The 18,083-nt window shown below is 43.7% G+C and carries 17 protein-coding genes; all 17 read left to right on the forward strand.

Annotation, left to right across the window (positions count from 1 at the left end; translation table 11 throughout):
• Window positions 1-48 precede the first annotated feature (48 nt).
• The 17 genes from truB to K1I44_RS04275 all read left to right on the forward strand — a co-directional run bounded on the left by truB (window position 49) and on the right by K1I44_RS04275 (window position 18,043).
• The gene (gene truB / locus K1I44_RS04195; RefSeq protein ID WP_219985347.1) at window positions 49-945 is read left to right on the forward strand and encodes a tRNA pseudouridine(55) synthase TruB; all 897 of its coding nucleotides are present in this window, start codon (window positions 49-51) and stop codon (window positions 943-945) included.
• A 9-nt stretch (window positions 946-954) separates the two neighbouring features.
• Window positions 955-1,923, forward strand: coding sequence for a bifunctional riboflavin kinase/FAD synthetase (gene ribF / locus K1I44_RS04200; RefSeq protein ID WP_219985348.1), 969 nt, complete (start codon window positions 955-957; stop codon window positions 1,921-1,923).
• 82 nt (window positions 1,924-2,005) lie between these two features.
• A complete protein-coding gene (gene rpsO / locus K1I44_RS04205; RefSeq protein ID WP_003394805.1) occupies window positions 2,006-2,275 on the forward strand; it encodes a 30S ribosomal protein S15 in 270 nt (89 codons plus the stop codon).
• A 109-nt stretch (window positions 2,276-2,384) separates the two neighbouring features.
• Window positions 2,385-4,493 carry a polyribonucleotide nucleotidyltransferase gene (gene pnp, locus K1I44_RS04210; protein ID WP_003394802.1) on the forward strand — a complete coding sequence of 703 codons (2,109 nt, stop codon included), beginning with the start codon at window positions 2,385-2,387 and terminating at the stop codon, window positions 4,491-4,493.
• A gap of 156 nt (window positions 4,494-4,649) precedes the next feature.
• On the forward strand, window positions 4,650-5,576 hold the full coding sequence (locus K1I44_RS04215; RefSeq protein ID WP_255573209.1) for a polysaccharide deacetylase family protein: 927 nt from the start codon (window positions 4,650-4,652) through the stop codon (window positions 5,574-5,576).
• Complete coding sequence (locus tag K1I44_RS04220) at window positions 5,569-6,810, forward strand: M16 family metallopeptidase (RefSeq protein ID WP_219985350.1); 1,242 nt, start codon at window positions 5,569-5,571, stop codon at window positions 6,808-6,810. Before K1I44_RS04215 ends, K1I44_RS04220 begins: the two co-directional genes overlap by 8 nt.
• A gap of 56 nt (window positions 6,811-6,866) precedes the next feature.
• Window positions 6,867-7,103, forward strand: a complete 237-nt coding sequence (locus K1I44_RS04225) for a YlmC/YmxH family sporulation protein (RefSeq protein ID WP_003394797.1) — start codon at window positions 6,867-6,869, stop codon at window positions 7,101-7,103.
• Window positions 7,104-7,218: 115 nt separating this feature from the next.
• Window positions 7,219-8,121: a dipicolinic acid synthetase subunit A gene (dpaA, locus tag K1I44_RS04230; RefSeq protein WP_003394791.1), complete on the forward strand. Its 903-nt coding sequence runs from the start codon at window positions 7,219-7,221 to the stop codon at window positions 8,119-8,121.
• The gene (gene dpaB / locus K1I44_RS04235; protein ID WP_003394789.1) at window positions 8,118-8,705 is read left to right on the forward strand and encodes a dipicolinate synthase subunit B; all 588 of its coding nucleotides are present in this window, start codon (window positions 8,118-8,120) and stop codon (window positions 8,703-8,705) included. The genes dpaA and dpaB overlap by 4 nt, the downstream gene beginning before the upstream one ends.
• A gap of 101 nt (window positions 8,706-8,806) precedes the next feature.
• Window positions 8,807-9,856 carry an aspartate-semialdehyde dehydrogenase gene (asd, locus tag K1I44_RS04240; protein WP_219985351.1) on the forward strand — a complete coding sequence of 350 codons (1,050 nt, stop codon included), beginning with the start codon at window positions 8,807-8,809 and terminating at the stop codon, window positions 9,854-9,856.
• Window positions 9,857-9,878: 22 nt separating this feature from the next.
• A complete protein-coding gene (gene dapG, locus K1I44_RS04245) occupies window positions 9,879-11,120 on the forward strand; it encodes an aspartate kinase (RefSeq protein ID WP_219985352.1) in 1,242 nt (413 codons plus the stop codon).
• A gap of 12 nt (window positions 11,121-11,132) precedes the next feature.
• Window positions 11,133-12,002, forward strand: coding sequence for a 4-hydroxy-tetrahydrodipicolinate synthase (gene dapA, locus K1I44_RS04250; protein ID WP_219985353.1), 870 nt, complete (start codon window positions 11,133-11,135; stop codon window positions 12,000-12,002).
• A gap of 103 nt (window positions 12,003-12,105) precedes the next feature.
• Entirely contained in the window at window positions 12,106-13,767 is a 1,662-nt protein-coding gene (locus tag K1I44_RS04255) for a ribonuclease J (protein WP_219985370.1), read from the forward strand.
• 112 nt (window positions 13,768-13,879) lie between these two features.
• Window positions 13,880-14,593, forward strand: a complete 714-nt coding sequence (locus K1I44_RS04260) for a ClpP family protease (protein ID WP_003394777.1) — start codon at window positions 13,880-13,882, stop codon at window positions 14,591-14,593.
• Window positions 14,590-14,814 (forward strand): YlzJ-like family protein, encoded by a 225-nt coding sequence (locus K1I44_RS04265; protein WP_219985354.1) that lies wholly within the window; start codon window positions 14,590-14,592, stop codon window positions 14,812-14,814. The genes K1I44_RS04260 and K1I44_RS04265 overlap by 4 nt, the downstream gene beginning before the upstream one ends.
• Before the next feature lie 67 nt (window positions 14,815-14,881).
• Window positions 14,882-17,116 carry a DNA translocase FtsK gene (locus tag K1I44_RS04270; RefSeq protein WP_219985355.1) on the forward strand — a complete coding sequence of 745 codons (2,235 nt, stop codon included), beginning with the start codon at window positions 14,882-14,884 and terminating at the stop codon, window positions 17,114-17,116.
• 201 nt (window positions 17,117-17,317) lie between these two features.
• Window positions 17,318-18,043 carry a GntR family transcriptional regulator gene (locus K1I44_RS04275; RefSeq protein WP_003394770.1) on the forward strand — a complete coding sequence of 242 codons (726 nt, stop codon included), beginning with the start codon at window positions 17,318-17,320 and terminating at the stop codon, window positions 18,041-18,043.
• The last annotated feature ends 40 nt before the right edge of the window (window positions 18,044-18,083 follow it).

The raw sequence follows: 18,083 nt of genomic DNA on the forward strand, positions 1-18,083 counted from the left end.
TGGATAGACGTGCGTCTATCCATTTCCGCTATTTTTAGAGGTGAAGCGATGGACGGAGTGTTATTGTTACATAAACCTGCTGGCGTGACGTCACATGATTGTGTCATGCGCATTCGTAAGTTATTCCAAACGAAAAAAGTTGGTCATACAGGAACGCTCGATCCTGACGTGTCGGGCGTATTGCCGATTTGCATTGGAAAAGCGACAAAAATTGTTGAGCTATTAACGGCGGAGCGAAAAACGTATGAAGGGGAAGCGACGTTAGGCATCGCGACGACAACAGAAGATGCATCGGGTGATGTCGTCTACATGAAGCCGATCGAACGTCCCATCTTCCGCCGTGACATTGAACGTGTATTTGCTCAGCTCACGGGGGAAATTGAACAAGTGCCACCGATGTATTCAGCGGTAAAAGTGAATGGTAAAAAGTTATACGAATATGCCCGTGCTGGCATGGAAGTAGAGCGCCCGAAACGGATGGTGTACATTCACGAGCTGCAGCTACTCGATGAACGAACCATTTTTACGGGAGAGCGCATTTCTTTTCGCTTTCGCGTCACATGCAGCAAAGGGACGTACGTGCGTACGCTCGCCGTTCAAATGGGTGAAAAGCTCGGTTACCCAGCGCACATGTCGCATCTCGTTCGCACGGCATCTGGAGCATTCACACTTGAACAATGTGTGACGTTTGAACAAATTGAACGCCATATGGAAGAAGGAAATGTTCATGCATTATTATGGCCGATTGAACGTGCGTTAGCGCACATGCCGACATATGTACTAAATACGGAAGAAGAGAAAAAAGTAAAAAACGGTGCGCTTCTTCTGGCTCCATCTTCTATGCCTGAACGTATGTTAATGTTGAATGCATGCGGAGAAGCGTTAGCCATTTATATGCCTCATCCGACGAAGCGAAGTTATATGAAACCTTTAAAAGTATTGTAGGTGAAAACGATGAAAACCATTTGGCTGTCTCATCCGTTACATAAAAAAAACGATCATCCGCTCGTTATGGCGCTCGGTTATTTTGACGGTGTTCATCTAGGACACCAAAAAGTGATCGAAACGGCGAAGCAAATAGCTGACCGTCACGAATATAAAAGCGCCGTCATGACGTTTCATCCGCATCCGTCTGTCGTGCTCGGACGCTCACAGCAACATGTTCGTTTCATTACGCCGTTAAAAGAAAAAGAACGACAAATCGCAAAGCTTGGTGTGGATTATTTATACGTCGTTGAATTTACCGCTGAATTTGCTCATTTGTTACCACAACAGTTTGTAGATGAATACATCATCGGACTTGGCGTAAAGCATGTTGTGGCAGGTTTTGATTTTACGTACGGTCGTCTCGGGAAAGGAACGATGGAAACGTTGCCGTTTCATTCCCGTGAACAATTTACCCAAACAGTCATTCCGAAACAGACGTTTGGTGAAGAAAAAATTAGTTCGACATACATTCGGCAACGATTAGCTGAAGGAGATGTCGAGCAATTGCCGCATGTGCTTGGAAGATTGTATAAAGTTACAGGTACAGTCGTTCACGGAGACAAACGTGGGCGGACGATCGGATTTCCGACGGCCAATGTCGCGCTTGATGACGACTACATCATTCCGCGCGTCGGCGTATATGCGGTAACGGTCACGATCGATGAAAAAACGTGGGAAGGCGTATGCAATGTCGGATATAAACCGACGTTTCAAGTACGACGGGACGAGCCAACGATTGAAGTACATTTGTTTAATTTTTCAACAGACATTTATGGAGCAAATGTGTCTATCCAATGGCATAAACGATTGCGTGATGAACGAGCATTTTCTTCTGTTCATGAACTTGTGGAACAAATTCATCGCGATGCCCAAGCGGCACGCGAATATTTTCAAAATCCCCTTGCATTTTATCGGAAAAACATGTATTCTATTTAGTGTATGTTAACCATTGCTGGGCAATACGAGTCACCGGCGTTTGCTCGGTAATTGGGGTTGAAAAAAGAGGAGGTGAACAAGGATGGCATTAACACAAGAGCGTAAAAACGAGATCATCAACCAGTTCAAAATTCACGAAACTGACACAGGTTCTCCAGAAGTACAAGTTGCTATCCTTACTGAGCAAATTAACAACTTGAACGAACATTTACGCGTTCATCGCAAAGACCATCATTCTCGTCGCGGTCTTTTAAAAATGGTTGGTCGCCGTCGTAACTTGCTTACGTATTTACGTAACAAAGACATCAACCGTTATCGTGAATTGATTAACAAACTCGGATTACGCCGATAAGTAAAAAGCGGGAGCATTCCCGCTTTTTATTAGTATTTGCACCGATATTTGATTATACTAAAACAAACGTAACTTTTGATTTGTACATAGAGAGGGGTACTCGGTTTATATGGAACATGAAAAACATGTGTTTTCGATCGACTGGGCAGGTCGGCCGTTAACCGTTGAAATCGGTGAATTAGCGAAACAAGCAAACGGTGCGGTGTTAGTACGGTACGGGGATACGGTCGTATTAAGTACAGCAACAGCATCGAAAGAGCCAAAAAGTGTTGACTTTTTTCCTCTAACAGTCAACTATGAAGAACGTTTATATGCTGTCGGTAAAATTCCAGGGGGATTCATTAAACGTGAAGGACGTCCGAGCGAAAAAGCGATTTTAGCTAGTCGCTTAATCGACCGCCCGATTCGTCCGCTATTTGCTGAAGGGTTTCGTAACGAAGTGCAAGTCGTCAGCATGGTCATGAGCGTCGATCAAGATTGCTCACCAGAAATGGCAGCCATGTTTGGCTCTTCCCTTGCGTTAACGGTTTCTGATATTCCATTCGAAGGGCCGATCGCAGGAGTAACAGTCGGTCGCGTCGATGGAGAATTTGTCATTAATCCGTCGGTTGCTCAAATGGAACGAAGCGATATGCACCTTGTTGTAGCAGGGACGAAAGATGCGATTAACATGGTTGAAGCAGGGGCGAATGAAGTACCTGAAGAAGTGATGCTTGAAGCAATCATGTTTGGTCATGAGGAAATTAAGCGTTTAATCGCATTTCAAGAAGACATTGCAGCAAAAGTCGGTAAAGAAAAGATGGAAGTCGTTCTTTATGAGCTCGATGCCCAACTTGAAGCAGACGTTCGCGCTCGTGTGGAAGGCGAAATTAAACGAGCTGTACAAGTGCCTGAAAAATTAGCGCGTGAAGCAGCGTTGGAACAAATAAAAGCCGATGTTGTTGCTGCATATGAGGAACAAGAAGCGGATGAAGAAACAATTAAGCAAGTAAAAGAAATTGTATATAAACTTATTAAAGAAGAAGTGCGCCGTTTAATTACGGAAGAGAAAGTGCGCCCAGACGGTCGAAAAGTAGATGAAATTCGCCCACTTTCATCAGCGGTCGGGCTTCTACCACGCACGCACGGATCAGGCTTGTTTACGCGCGGTCAAACACAAGCACTTAGCGTATGTACGCTTGGCGCACTCGGCGATGTGCAAATTTTAGATGGGCTTGGCATTGAAGAGACAAAACGATTTATGCATCACTACAACTTCCCGCCATTCTCAGTCGGAGAAACGGGGGCGATGCGTGGACCAGGGCGTCGCGAAATCGGTCATGGAGCGCTTGGCGAGCGTGCGCTTGAGCCGGTTATTCCGTCTGAAAAAGAGTTTCCATACACGATCCGCCTTGTATCTGAAGTGTTAGAATCAAACGGTTCAACATCTCAAGCGAGCATTTGTGCAAGCACGTTGGCGATGATGGATGCTGGTGTACCGATCAAAGCTCCAGTTGCCGGAATTGCGATGGGTCTTGTGAAAAATGGAGAGCACTATACGATTTTGACAGATATACAAGGAATGGAAGACCATTTAGGCGACATGGACTTTAAAGTGGCTGGTACGGAAAAAGGAGTTACCGCCTTGCAGATGGATATTAAAATTAAAGGTTTATCGCGCGAGATTTTAGAGGAAGCGTTGCAGCAAGCGCGTAAAGGTCGCCTTGAAATTTTAAAACATATGATGCAGACGATGAGCGAGCCACGCAAAGAACTATCAAAATATGCGCCAAAAATTTTAACGATGCAAATTAACCCAGATAAAATTCGCGACGTCATCGGTCCGAGCGGCAAACAAATTAATAAAATTATTGAAGAAACGGGCGTAAAAATTGATATTGAACAAGATGGTACAATTTTCATTTCGTCTGTGAACGAGGAAATGAATCAAAAGGCGAAAAAGATTATTGAAGATATCGTTCGTGAAGTAGAAGTAGGACAAGTATATTTAGGAAAAGTCAAACGGATTGAAAAATTCGGAGCGTTTGTCGAACTGTTTAGCGGAAAAGACGGTCTTGTCCACATTTCAGAGCTAGCGGAAGAACGCGTAGGGAAAGTGGAAGATGTCGTTTCCATCGGCGATGAAATTTTAGTGAAAGTGACGGAAATCGATAAACAAGGCCGCGTAAACTTATCGCGTAAAGCTGTATTGCGCGATCAAAAAGAAGTAGAGCAATAAAAATGGAGCCTTGGGTTCGCATCCCCTTGGCTTCTTTGCTGTGTGTAAAATTTTTTTTGCGCTCGTTCTACCTTGTCCTTCTTACACATACCCTCTTTATTAGAAAAGGAGGGATGACGTGTGCGGCGAGCGCTCTTTTTAGCGATGATCGTATGTATGGCGGCTATCATTGTACAAAATCCATGGACGACAACATATATTTATGAATTACGGCATATGACAGCGACGAAACAAAGCGATCCATTATATATTCAAATTATGGAGCAAGCAAAGCAATATAGCATTCCTGCACAAAATGCGAAAGTCGACCGCGTTTGGAAGGCGATCCCAGGCTACAACGGATTAGAAGTAGATGTTGAGGCATCATATAAGCAAATGAAACGAAGCGGAATATTTTCCGAGCAACAGCTCGTGTATAAACAAGTACGACCTACTATTCATTTGTCAGATTTACCTCCATCCCCTATTTATCGGGGGCATCCGGATAAACCGATGGTCTCATTTTTAATTAATGTCGCTTGGGGAAGTGAGCATATTCCGGACATGCTACATATTCTTGAAAAATATAACGTTCGTGCTACGTTTTTTTTAGAAGGGCGCTGGGTGAAAGAAAACCCGCAGCTTGCGAAAATGATTGTAGATGCAGGACATGAAATTGGCAATCATTCATATAATCATCCGGATTTAAAAACGATGAGTAAACAAGCGATTCGAGAACAAATGGTCAAAACAAACGATGCGATTGAAGCGGTGACAGGGATAAGACCGCGTTTATTTGCCCCCCCAAGCGGGAGCTATCGCGATGATGTTGTGCATATTGCTCATGAGCTCGGGATGTATACGATTTTGTGGACGGTTGATACAATTGATTGGCAAAAACCGTCTCCATCTGTTATAGTGGAACGAGTAACATCGAAAGTGCATAATGGGGCGATGATTTTAATGCACCCGACTGTATCAACGGTGAAAGCGTTAGAGCCGTTAATTCAATCGTTACAGAAACAAGAATACGAAATGGACGATGTGTCTACATTATTAAGTGAGGAAAGAATTGTAAAAAGTAGGAGGAAGGGAATTGATTAAAACATATACGTGTCAAAATGGGGTAAGAGTTGTACTCGAGCATATTCCAACGGTGCGATCAGTAGCTATTGGAATTTGGATCGGCACCGGGTCACGCAATGAAAACGAACAAAACAATGGAATTTCGCACTTTCTCGAGCATATGTTTTTCAAAGGAACGAAGACGCGTTCAGCGCGCGATATCGCCGAATCGTTTGATCGTATTGGCGGGCAAGTCAACGCTTTTACATCAAAAGAATATACGTGCTATTATGCCAAAGTATTAGATACGCATGCATCGTTTGCTTTAGATATATTAGCGGATATGTTTTTCCATTCTACGTTTGTAGATGATGAGTTACAAAAGGAAAAAAATGTAGTATTCGAAGAAATTAAGATGTATGAAGATACACCGGATGATCTCGTTCACGATTTGTTGAGCAAAGCGAGCTACGGTAATCATCCTCTCGGCTATCCGATTTTAGGAACGGAGCAAACGTTAGCGACATTTACAGGTGATACGTTGCGTCAATACATGTACGAAACGTATACTCCAGATCAAGTTGTCGTTTCCATCGCAGGAAATGTCGACGAATCGTTTATTCAACAAGTAGAAGTGTATTTCGGTACGTTTGCGAGACAAAAGGGAAGCGACGTGCATACAGCACCGACGTTTTATCCGAATAAAACGGCGCGCAAAAAAGAAACAGAACAAGCTCACGTATGTATCGGATTTAACGGGTTGCCAATCGGCCATGAAGATATTTATAGCTTAATTATTTTAAACAATATTTTAGGTGGAAGCATGAGCAGCCGACTGTTTCAAGAAGTGCGCGAGCAACGTGGATTAGCATACTCTATTTTCTCATACCATTCTTCATATCGTGACGGTGGAATGGTAACGATTTATGGAGGAACAGGAAGTCAACAGCTCGATCTTTTGTTTGATACGATTCAGCAAACAATCGAACAATTAAAACAAGACGGCATTACGGAAAAAGAGCTAGAAAATAGCAAAGAGCAAATGAAAGGAAACTTAATGCTTAGCCTAGAAAGTACAAACAGCCGTATGAGTCGAAATGGAAAAAATGAACTTCTGCTCGGCCGCCATCGTTCGCTCGATGAAATAATTGAAAGCATCGATCGCGTGACGAAAGAAAGCGTCGACCGCATGGCGCGAACGATTTTTACAGATGACTTCTCTGTTGCGCTAATCAGCCCGGAAGGAAAGTTGCCAAAAAGCCTGCAAGAATGAACTTGCAGGCATTTTTTTGTGCCTTTTCTCTACAATGATAAAGAAGGGGGGATCATATGCGATTAAGTGAATTGAGCGGAAAAGAAATCGTCGATATGAAGCGGGCAGAACGGCTTGGCATTTTAGGGCAGACGGATTTGGAAATTCATGAACGAACAGGTCAAATTCAAGCGCTTCTTATACCAACAACAAAATGGTTTGGCTTTCGGAAAGAAGGGACAGATATACGTGTACCGTGGAGCCGTGTCAAAAAAATTGGCTCTGATATGATTTTAATTGATGTAGATGACTAGACACCTCAAATGGGTGTCTTTTTTCATTTTTCCCTCACCGTTTGATGAGCAATATCATAAGATGTGAAAGTAACGATGGGCAAAAAACTAGTTGGATAAGAGGGTGAATGAACTCATGCTGACAGGAATGCATGTTGCGATCATTGGTGGGGATGCTCGGCAGCTTGAAGTCATTCGGAAATTGATGGAACTTGACGCGAAATTGTCACTCGTTGGCTTCGATCAATTAGACCATGGCTTTGCTGGGGTAACGAAAATGAAAATTCATGAGGTTGATTTCCATGATGTAGATGCCATCATTTTACCTGTTCACGGAACGAATATGGACGGCGAAATTCAGACGGTATTTTCAAACGAAAAAATGATGTTTACAGAAGAGTTACTTCGTCAAACACCGGCGCATTGTACCGTCTATTCAGGGATTACAAACGATTATTTAGACGATGTGATCAAGTCGGTTGGTCGGAAACATATCCAACTATTTGAACGGGACGATGTCGCGATTTACAACTCTATTCCAACGGCAGAAGGAACAGTCATGATGGTCATTCAACATACAGATGTAACCATCCACGGCTCGCGTATCGCTGTTTTAGGTTTAGGGCGTGTAGGGATGACGGTTGCGCGAACGTTTGCTGCTTTAGGGGCGCGAGTAAAAGTCGGGGCTCGCCGCTCTGAACATTTAGCGCGCATTGCAGAAATGGCGTTAGAGCCGTTTCACTTAAACGATTTAGAGCAACACGTAAAAGATATTGATGTTTGTATTAATACGATTCCACATATGGTTGTGACTGCAAGCGTTATTGCAAAAATGCCTGCTCATACGCTCATCATTGATTTGGCGTCTAAGCCTGGTGGAACGGACTTTCGTTACGCTGAAAAGCGTGGGATTCAAGCGCTATTGGCTCCAGGGCTTCCTGGCATTGTCGCTCCAAAAACAGCGGGGCAAATTGTAGCGAATGTGCTGGCACAACTTCTTTCTGCAGATTTGAAAAAACGAAAGGAGAATAAAAAATGAACGTACGAGGAAAGCGGATCGGTTTTGGATTAACAGGATCGCATTGCACATACGATGCGGTCATGCCCGAAATTGAAAAATTAATTGCTAAAGGGGCGGATGTAATACCGATCGTTTCATATACGGTACAAGCGACAAATACGCGGTTTGGCAAAGGTGAAGAATGGGTAAAGAAGCTGGAAGAGATGACAGGTCATCAAGTCATTGATACAATTGTAAAAGCGGAGCCGTTAGGGCCGAAATTGCCGCTTGATTGTATGGTCATTGCCCCATTAACAGGGAACTCGATGAGCAAGTTGGCGAACGCGATGACCGACTCTCCCGTATTAATGGCGGCTAAAGCAACGATGCGCAATCACCGTCCGGTCGTTGTCGGCATTTCGACAAATGACGCACTCGGCTTGAATGGAGTTAACTTAATGCGATTAATGGCAGCGAAAAATATTTACTTCATTCCGTTCGGGCAAGATGATCCGTTTAAAAAGCCAAATTCGATGGTTGCCCATATGCCGTTGTTGCTTGATACGGTAGAAGCGGCGCTAGAAGGTCGGCAAATTCAGCCGGTCATCGTCGCTCATAAATAAACAGTTGAAAGAAAATTTATAAAAAACGTCTCTCCTTTATGAATGAATATGCTAAAATAAATGATATTAAAATTGTCTATCAGTTGGAAGGAGAAGAAGTGATGGAACAAAAAGGATTACACGTTGCAGTCGTTGGTGCGACAGGAGCTGTCGGACAACAAATGATTCAAACGTTAGAAAAAAGAAATTTCCCAATTGCTAAACTATCGTTGCTTTCATCGGAGCGTTCAGCGGGGAAAAAAGTGATGTTTAAAGGTGAAGAAATCGAGGTACAAGCAGCGAAGCCAGAAAGCTTTGAAGGTGTTCATATCGCGTTATTTAGCGCAGGAGGGGCGGTGTCGAAGCAGCTTGCTCCGGAAGCGGTGAAACGCGGTGCAATCGTTGTCGATAACACGAGCGCGTTTCGTATGGATGAAAACGTACCGCTTGTCGTTCCTGAAGTGAATGAAGCAGATTTACATTGGCATAAAGGAATTATTGCGAACCCAAACTGCTCAACGATTCAAATGGTCGTTGCCCTCGAACCAATTCGTCAAGCGTTCGGATTAAAGCGCGTCATCGTCTCGACATATCAAGCTGTATCAGGGGCAGGCGCGCAAGCTGTCGAAGAATTAAAAACGCAAACGGCACGAATGTTAAACGGGGAAGAAGTGACACCAGAAATTTTGCCGGTAAAATCAGACCGTAAACATTATCCAATTGCGTTTAATGCCATTCCACAAATTGATAAGTTTCAAGATAACGGATTTACATTTGAAGAAATGAAGATGATTAGTGAAACAAAGAAAATTATGCACATGCCTGAGCTAGAAGTGGCAGCAACGTGCGTGCGCATTCCGGTCATGACAGGTCATTCCGAATCCGTATATATTGAAATTGAAAAAGAAGGTGTAGGAGTTGACGAGTTGAAATCATTATTGAAAGAAGCGCCTGGCGTTGTACTGCAAGACGATCCGAGCGAACAGCTGTACCCGATGCCTTTATATGCCACAGGGGAAAACGATGTATTCGTCGGTCGCATTCGCAAAGATTTAGATCGCGACACAGCATTCCATTTATGGATCGTTTCTGATAACTTATTAAAAGGAGCGGCATGGAACTCTGTTCAAATTGCAGAAAGTCTTTTAAAATTAGGGCTTGTAAAAGCGTAAAATCAGCATCGAGGTGTTGACGTTGAAAATAATCGTTCAAAAATTTGGCGGTACATCTGTTCGCGATGAACACGGCCGAAATTTAGCGCGCAAACATATTGAAAAAGCGCTGCAAGATGGGTATAAAGTTGTTGTTGTCGTCTCAGCAATGGGGCGAAAAGGAGACCCATATGCAACGGATACGTTGCTCAGCCTCATTGATGGGGCAAATGCACATGTGACGAACCGAGAAAAAGATTTACTGATGGCGTGCGGTGAAATTATTTCAAGCGTTGTATTCACAAACATGTTAAATAAGCACGGGATAAAAGCGACAGCCTTCACCGGCGCGCAAGCAGGTTTCCGCACAAACAAAGACCATACGAATGCGAAAATCGTCGATATGCGTTGCGAGCGTTTATTGCGTGCCTTAAAAGAGCACGATGTTGTCGTTGTCGCAGGTTTTCAAGGCGTCACTGAAAACGGGGATGTGACAACGATTGGACGCGGAGGAAGCGATACGTCTGCGGCGGCACTCGGTGCAGCGCTCGGTGCGGAGTGGATTGACATTTTTACCGATGTTGAAGGGGTGATGACGGCAGATCCGCGCATCGTAAAAAATGCTCGACCGCTTGATGTCGTTACGTATACAGAAATTTGTAACATGGCGTATCAAGGGGCAAAAGTCATTCATCCACGCGCGGTCGAAATTGCGATGCAAGCAAAAGTACCGCTTCGCATTCGTTCGACATATTCCGATGCGCCTGGCACGCTCGTTACATCGATTGCGAAAAAAGGAAGCGATGTGAAAGAGCGACTAGTAACAGGAATTGCGCACGTTTCAAACATTACACAAATTAAAGTGCCGGCCAAAGAGGGACATTACGATTTGCAAGCCGAAGTGTTCAAAGCGATGGCGAATGAAGGAATTAGTGTGGACTTCATCAACATTTCGCCAAATGGAGTCGTATATACCGTGTCAAGCGATGTTGCAGATCGGGCTGTCGCCACGTTGCAAAAGCTCGGTTACGAACCAACGGTTACCCGAGGATGCGCGAAAGTATCGACTGTCGGAGCGGGTATTGCCGGTGTTCCAGGCGTTACAGCGAAAATTGTCACAGCGCTATCCGAGCGTGGCATTCAAATTTTGCAGTCTGCAGATAGCCATACGACGATTTGGGTACTTGTGAAAGAAGAACATTTAAAAGAAGCGGTCAATGCGCTTCATGAAGCGTTTCAGCTTGCTAAACAGCCGGCTGCGGCTGAATCATATGAATGGAGTTAGGAGTGAAATATTGTGGTTCAATTTGGTCAAATTGCCACAGCGATGGTTACACCATTTGACAATAAAGGGAACATCGATTTTGCGAAAACGACGCAATTAGTTAATTATTTAATCGAAAACGGCACCGATTCGCTCGTTGTTGCTGGAACGACAGGGGAATCTCCGACGTTGACGACAGAGGAAAAATTGGCGCTTTTTCGCCACGTCGTTGAAGTTGTAGACGGACGCGTGCCAGTTATTGCAGGAACAGGAAGCAATAATACGCGCGCTTCCATTGAGTTGACGAAAAAAGCAGAACATATTGGTGTCGATGCGGTCATGATCGTCGCCCCTTACTATAATAAACCGAACCAAGAAGGCATTTATCAACATTACAAGGCGATTGCAGAGAGCACATCGTTACCAGTAATGGTGTACAACATTCCGGGGCGGGCGGTTGTCAATATTTCCGTTGAAACGATTGTCCGCCTCTCGCAAATTCCAAACGTTGTCGCTGTGAAAGACGCAAGCGGCAATTTAGACGCGATGACAGAAATTATCGCAAAAACGCGTGATGATTTTATGTTGTATAGCGGAGATGACGGATTGACACTTCCTGTATTAGCTATTGGGGGAAGCGGTGTCGTTTCTGTCGCCTCGCACATTATCGGAAACGAAATGAAAGAAATGATTCAAGCCTTTATGCGCGGAGACAATAAGGAAGCGGCAGCGATGCATCAACGGCTGTTGCCAATGATGAAGGCGTTATTTGCTGCCCCAAGTCCTGTGCCAGTAAAAACGGCTTTACAGTTGAAAGGATTGGATGTCGGTTCTGTTCGTCTTCCGCTCGTGCCACTAACGGAGCAAGAACGCTTGCAACTCATGCATGTACTGCAAGGTTAAAAGAAAGGGAATTCATCCCTTTCTTTTTTATTGTTGAATCAGTTATAATGGATGTAAGTGACTTTGAGCGGGCTAGTTTGTTTGACTGTAGGAGGATTTTATGATGAAACAAGCAGAGAAAATACGTGTATTTGCCCTTGGCGGCGTCGGAGAGGTAGGAAAAAATATGTACGTCGTCGAGGTAGATGAAGACATTTTCGTCCTAGATGCTGGGCTTATGTTCCCAGAGGACGAAATGTTTGGCATTGATATGGTCATTCCTGATATTTCGTATTTAGTTGAGCAACAGGCGCGTATTCGTGGCATTTTTTTAACGCACGGCCATGACGACCATATTGGGGCGATCGCGTACGTGCTACGAAAAATTACTGTACCTGTGTACGGAGCAAAATTGACTCTTGCGCTCATGGAAGAAAAACTAAAGGAGCAAGGGATCACATCCAAGGCGAAGCGTATAGAAATACATGCAGATAGTGAAATCGTATTTGATAAAGCGGTTGTATCGTTTTTCCAAACGAATCATAGCATCCCGGATTGCCTTGGCGTCAGCATTCGCACATCGCAGGGGGCCATTGTGTACACAAGCGATTTTAAGTTTGATCAAACGCCTGTAGGAGTGTGTCGTACCGATTTTGGAAAAATGGCGCAAATTGGAGCGCAAGGCGTGCTTTGCTTACTATCCGATAGCACGAATGCGGAAAAACCGGGATATACGGGTTCTGAAGCGGTTGTCGGACAAGAAATTTCCGATGTGATTTACAATGCAGATGGACGCATTATCGTTGCTTGTTTTGCATCAAACATTACGCGCATTCAACAAGTGTTGCATGCTGCACGCGATCATAAACGAAAAGTCGTCATTATGAGCCGTCATATGCATAAAGTGATCGATATTGCAGTGCGCCTTGGATATTTAAAGTTTGATGAAAATATGATTATTCCGATGAATGAAGTTGATCGCTACAACGATCGTGACTTAGTCATTTTAACGACAGGCAATCAAGGGGAGCCGATGGCGGCGCTTGCCCGCATGGCGAAACAAGCACATAAATATATTAATATTAAAGAAGGGGATACAGTCATCGTTGCTTCTTCTCCAATGCCGGGACACGAACTGTTTATTGCCCGAACGATTGATGCGCTATATCGGGCAGGAGCGAACGTCGTGTACGGTCAGCGTCGCGTGCATGTGTCCGGACACGGTTATCAAGAAGAGTTAAAGTTAATGTTGAATTTTATGAAGCCGAAGTATTTTATTCCGGTGCACGGAGAGTTTCGTATGCAAAAGGCGCATGGGAAAATTGCCCAAGCGGTCGGCATTCGTCAAGATGCGATTTTTCTAATTGAAAAAGGGGAAGTTATCGAATTTCGCAACGGTCACGCCCGTTTTGGTGGGAAGGTGCCGAGCGGTCAAATTTTAATTGATGGGTTGGGCGTTGGAGATGTAGGCAACATTGTGTTGCGTGATCGCCGTTTACTTTCACAAGACGGTATTATGATCGTTGTCGTCACATTAAGTAAGCAACATAAACGCGTCGTTGCCGGTCCAGAAATGATTTCGCGCGGTTTTGTGTACGTGCGTGAGTCAGAAACGCTTTTTGAAGAATCTGTAAAAATCGTCAAAGAGATTGTTGAAAAAAGTATGGAAGATTACGTTATTGAATGGTCTTCATTAAAAACAAACATTCGCGATGCACTTAGCCAATATTTATTTGAAAAAACGAAACGGAAACCGATGATTTTACCAATTATTATGGAAGTGTAAAATAACATGCTCAAAGTCAAGAAAACACCTGCGATGCGCAGGTGTTTTTTGTATGAATAAGACGATGTTCACGTATACTAACGACATCACACGACAGAAAGGGGATTGTGTTATGGACGAGCGAGATATATCTCAAGAGGAAACGAAGCCGTCTCCGGCAGAAAATATTGTGCAACTCGGTCAAACGAATGTTCCGCAGCTTTCTTCAGATTCGACCGTTCATTGCTTAACAATTGTTGGTCAAATTGAAGGGCATATTCAATTGCCACCACAAAATAAAACGACGAAGTATGAACATATCATTCCACAAATTGTGGCGATTGAGCAAAACCCAAATATTGAAGGATTGCTTGTCGTATTAAATACAGTAGGCGGCGATGTGGAGGCAGGGTTGGCGATCGCTGAAATGTTAGCATCGATGTCTAAGCCGACCGTTTCGATTGTGCTCGGCGGTGGACATTCGATTGGTGTGCCGATTGCGGTTTCGTGCGACTATTCGTTTATTGCAGAAACGGCGACGATGACGATTCATCCGATTCGTTTGACGGGTCTTGTCATCGGCGTTCCACAAACGTTTGAGTATTTGGATAAAATGCAAGAACGGGTCGTGAATTTTGTCGTAAAGCATTCACATATTAGTGAGGAGAAATTGAAAGAACTTATGTTTTCAAAAGGAAATTTAACGCGGGATATTGGAACGAATGTCGTCGGGACGGACGCTGTGAAGTACGGCTTAATTGATGAGGTTGGCGGGCTTTCGCAAGCGATGCGCAAATTGCGAGAGCTGATCGATCATTCGAATCAACAAGGGGCGATGTTACAATGATTTTACATACGGTCGTTTCACCATTTATCATTTTTCAAACAGATGAATCAGCGTATAAAAAGCAACGAACGGTCTATTATCATGGGATCCCTTTACTTGTACAACAAACGGAAACGAATGAGTATGAAATCGTTCGGCTACTAAGTAGTGATCCACAGCATTATTTAACGTATGAGCCGGGCACAAAACTTTGTGCGACATCGCTACAATTTATGGTATAATAAGAACAAGCAGCCACGCTTCTCCTGTTGGCTGCTTTTTCATCTTATATGTTGGAGTGGGCGAAATATGGGAAAGAAAAATAAACGTCGCACAAACAAACAAGAACAATGGAAAAAAACATTGCGTTTCGAACTCATCGGTTTAACGATGTTAGCATGCACGGTCATTGCGATGGCAAATGTCGGCGCTGTCGGACGTTCACTCGTTTTTACAACGCGCTTTTTTTTAGGGGAGTGGTACATTGTTGCGTTGTTAGGAGCGCTTATGACGTCGTTGTACATCATTTGGAAGCGAGCGTGGCCTCCGTTTTTTCAACGCGTGCTCGTCGGATTGTATTTAATCATTCTTTCATTATTACTATTTAGTCACGAAACGTTGTTCAACATTTTATCGCGGAATGGAAAATTAGTAAATCCGAGCATTATTCAGACGACATGGGAGTTATTTTGGGCAGATGTGCGCGGAGAAAACGGTTCTTTTTCTGATTTGGGCGGTGGCATGCTCGGTGCCCTACTGTATACGATTAGTTATTATTTATTTGATCAGCTAGGAACAAAATGGATCGCTTCCATATTGATGATTATCGGTCTGTTGCTTTTAACGGGAAAAACGTTACGTGATACTGCTGGAAAAGGGATTGAATGGTTCATTTCATTTATGCGGACGCAAACGAAAGCAGTTCTTTCAGATGTTCGTTCGTTTTTGAGTCGTCCGAAAAAAGAAAAGCAACCTCAGCCACACATTGAAGTGGTGACGGCATTCGAAGAAAAAGAGGAAGATGAAGCGGAGGAAAAAGAAAGCGAAGGTCCTGTCATTTCTAATTTTAATGAAGCAGCGGAAGAAGAAAAGCCGATCGTATTTACGCAAACGCATGAAACAGATTATGCTTTGCCACCGATTGACTTGCTTTCTCCACCAAAGGCGGTCGATCAATCACGAGAAAAAGAAAACATTTATGAAAATGCTCGCAAGCTTGAAAAAACGTTTCAAAGCTTTGGCGTGAAGGCAAAAGTAACGAAAGTGCATATTGGTCCAGCCGTCACAAGATATGAGGTATACCCAGATGTCGGTGTAAAAGTAAGTAAAATTGTTAGTTTAAGCGATGATTTAGCGCTTGCTCTCGCCGCAAAAGACATTCGTATGGAAGCACCGATCCCTGGAAAATCTGCTATTGGCATCGAGGTGCCGAATGAAGAAATTGCGATGGTTTCTTTGCGTGAAGTGCTAGAAGCGAAGGAAGCGGACAAACGGGAGGCGAAGTTGCTAATCGGACTCGGACGCGATATATCCGGACAAGCGGTGCTTGCCGAACTGAACAAAATGCCACATTTACTTGTTGCTGGCGCGACAGGGAGCGGAAAAAGCGTATGCATTAATGGCATAATCGTTAGCTTGCTTATGCGTACAAAGCCGCATGAAGTAAAAATGATGATGATTGATCCGAAGATGGTTGAATTAAGCGTATATAATGGTATTCCGCATTTGCTTTCTCCGGTTGTCACAGATCCGAAAAAAGCGTCCCAAGCGTTAAAAAAAGTCGTAAGCGAAATGGAACGGCGATATGAACTATTTTCACATACAGGCACGCGCAATATTGAAGGATATAACGAATATATTGAGCGTCATAATGAGACTGCGGAAACGAAACAACCGCTTTTACCGTATATCGTTGTTATTGTGGATGAGCTAGCAGATTTAATGATGGTTGCCTCAAGCGATGTAGAAGATTCCATTACTCGTCTTGCCCAAATGGCGCGCGCAGCAGGCATTCATTTAATTATCGCGACGCAACGTCCATCCGTTGACGTCATTACGGGCGTCATTAAGGCAAATATTCCATCGCGCATCGCGTTTAGCGTATCGTCACAAACAGACTCGCGCACGATTTTAGATATGGGAGGGGCCGAAAAGCTGCTCGGGCGTGGGGACATGCTCTTTTTACCTGTCGGTGCCTCTAAGCCCGTTCGCGTGCAGGGTGCTTTCGTTTCCGATCAAGAAGTGGAAGCGGTCGTGCAATATGTTATTTCACAACAACAAGCGCAATATGAAGAAACGATGATGGCGCAAGATGATGAGCCGCAAGAAGCGTTTGATGATGAGCTGTTTGATGAGGCGGTTCAGCTTGTCATCGAAATGCAAAGCGCATCCGTTTCTATGTTGCAGCGACGGTTCCGCATCGGCTATAATCGGGCGGCACGTTTAATTGATGCGATGGAAGCGCGTGGTATTGTCGGGCCTTATGAAGGAAGTAAGCCGCGCGCGGTGCTCGTATCCCCGAGCGATCAAGCAAAAACGTCATGAAAGAGGCTAAAAGTAAGCCTCTTTTTTGTATAAATGGGACATAATAATGATATATTATTAAAATCGCTTACATATGATTTTATACGACTTTTTTCGACAATTTTTTTATTCGCTATTTATTTATGGGCAAAAAAATGTTATATTATTAGTAAGAAATTTGTCTAACATCAGATGTCTGATATCTAAGGTGGGGGATGGTGAATGTCTGTTAAAACAGATCATCGACATTTATATTTACAAGTCATTGATCGGATTAAAAAAGATATTGAACAAGGGGTATATAAGGAAAAAGAAAAACTCCCTTCGGAATTTGAATTAGCCAAACAGTTAGGAGTTAGCCGCGCAACGTTGCGTGAAGCTTTGCGAGTGTTAGAAGAAGAAAATGTCATCATCCGCCGCCACGGCGTTGGAACGTTCGTTAGTTCCCGCCCGATGTTCACCTCTGGCATTGAGCAGCTAAGTAGCGTGACGGAGATGATTCGCCAAGCCGGACGCAAACCAGGAACGATTTTTTTATCTTCTTCTATTCAGAAACCGACTGAAGATGATATAAAGCGCTTTCAATGTCATAAAGAGGAAGATTTGCTCGTTGTCGAGCGAGTGCGCACAGCAAATAACGAACCGGTTGTGTATTGTATTGATAAAGTTCCTTGTAAATATTTACCTAAAGGAATTGCTTATGAAAACGAGTCGTTATTAGAAATATTACATAATGAAGCGAATCGGTATATTGCGTACGCTGTTACACACATTGAACCGCTCGGTTATCATGAAAAAGTATCACCGGTTTTGCAATGCGAGCCGGAAACTGCGCTTTTAGTTTTAAAACAAATGCATTTTGACGAAAATGACGAGCCGATCTTATATTCGATCGACTATTTTAAATCAGATAAGTTTAGCTTCCACGTGTTACGAAAACGCGTGTAGCTTATAAACATGCTTATTCTATGAAGGAGGTGACATTGGA

It is taken from the genome of Anoxybacillus sp. ST4 (assembly GCF_019448545.1).
In the GTDB taxonomy this organism is placed as follows: Bacteria; Bacillota; Bacilli; order Bacillales; family Anoxybacillaceae; genus Anoxybacillus; species Anoxybacillus pushchinoensis.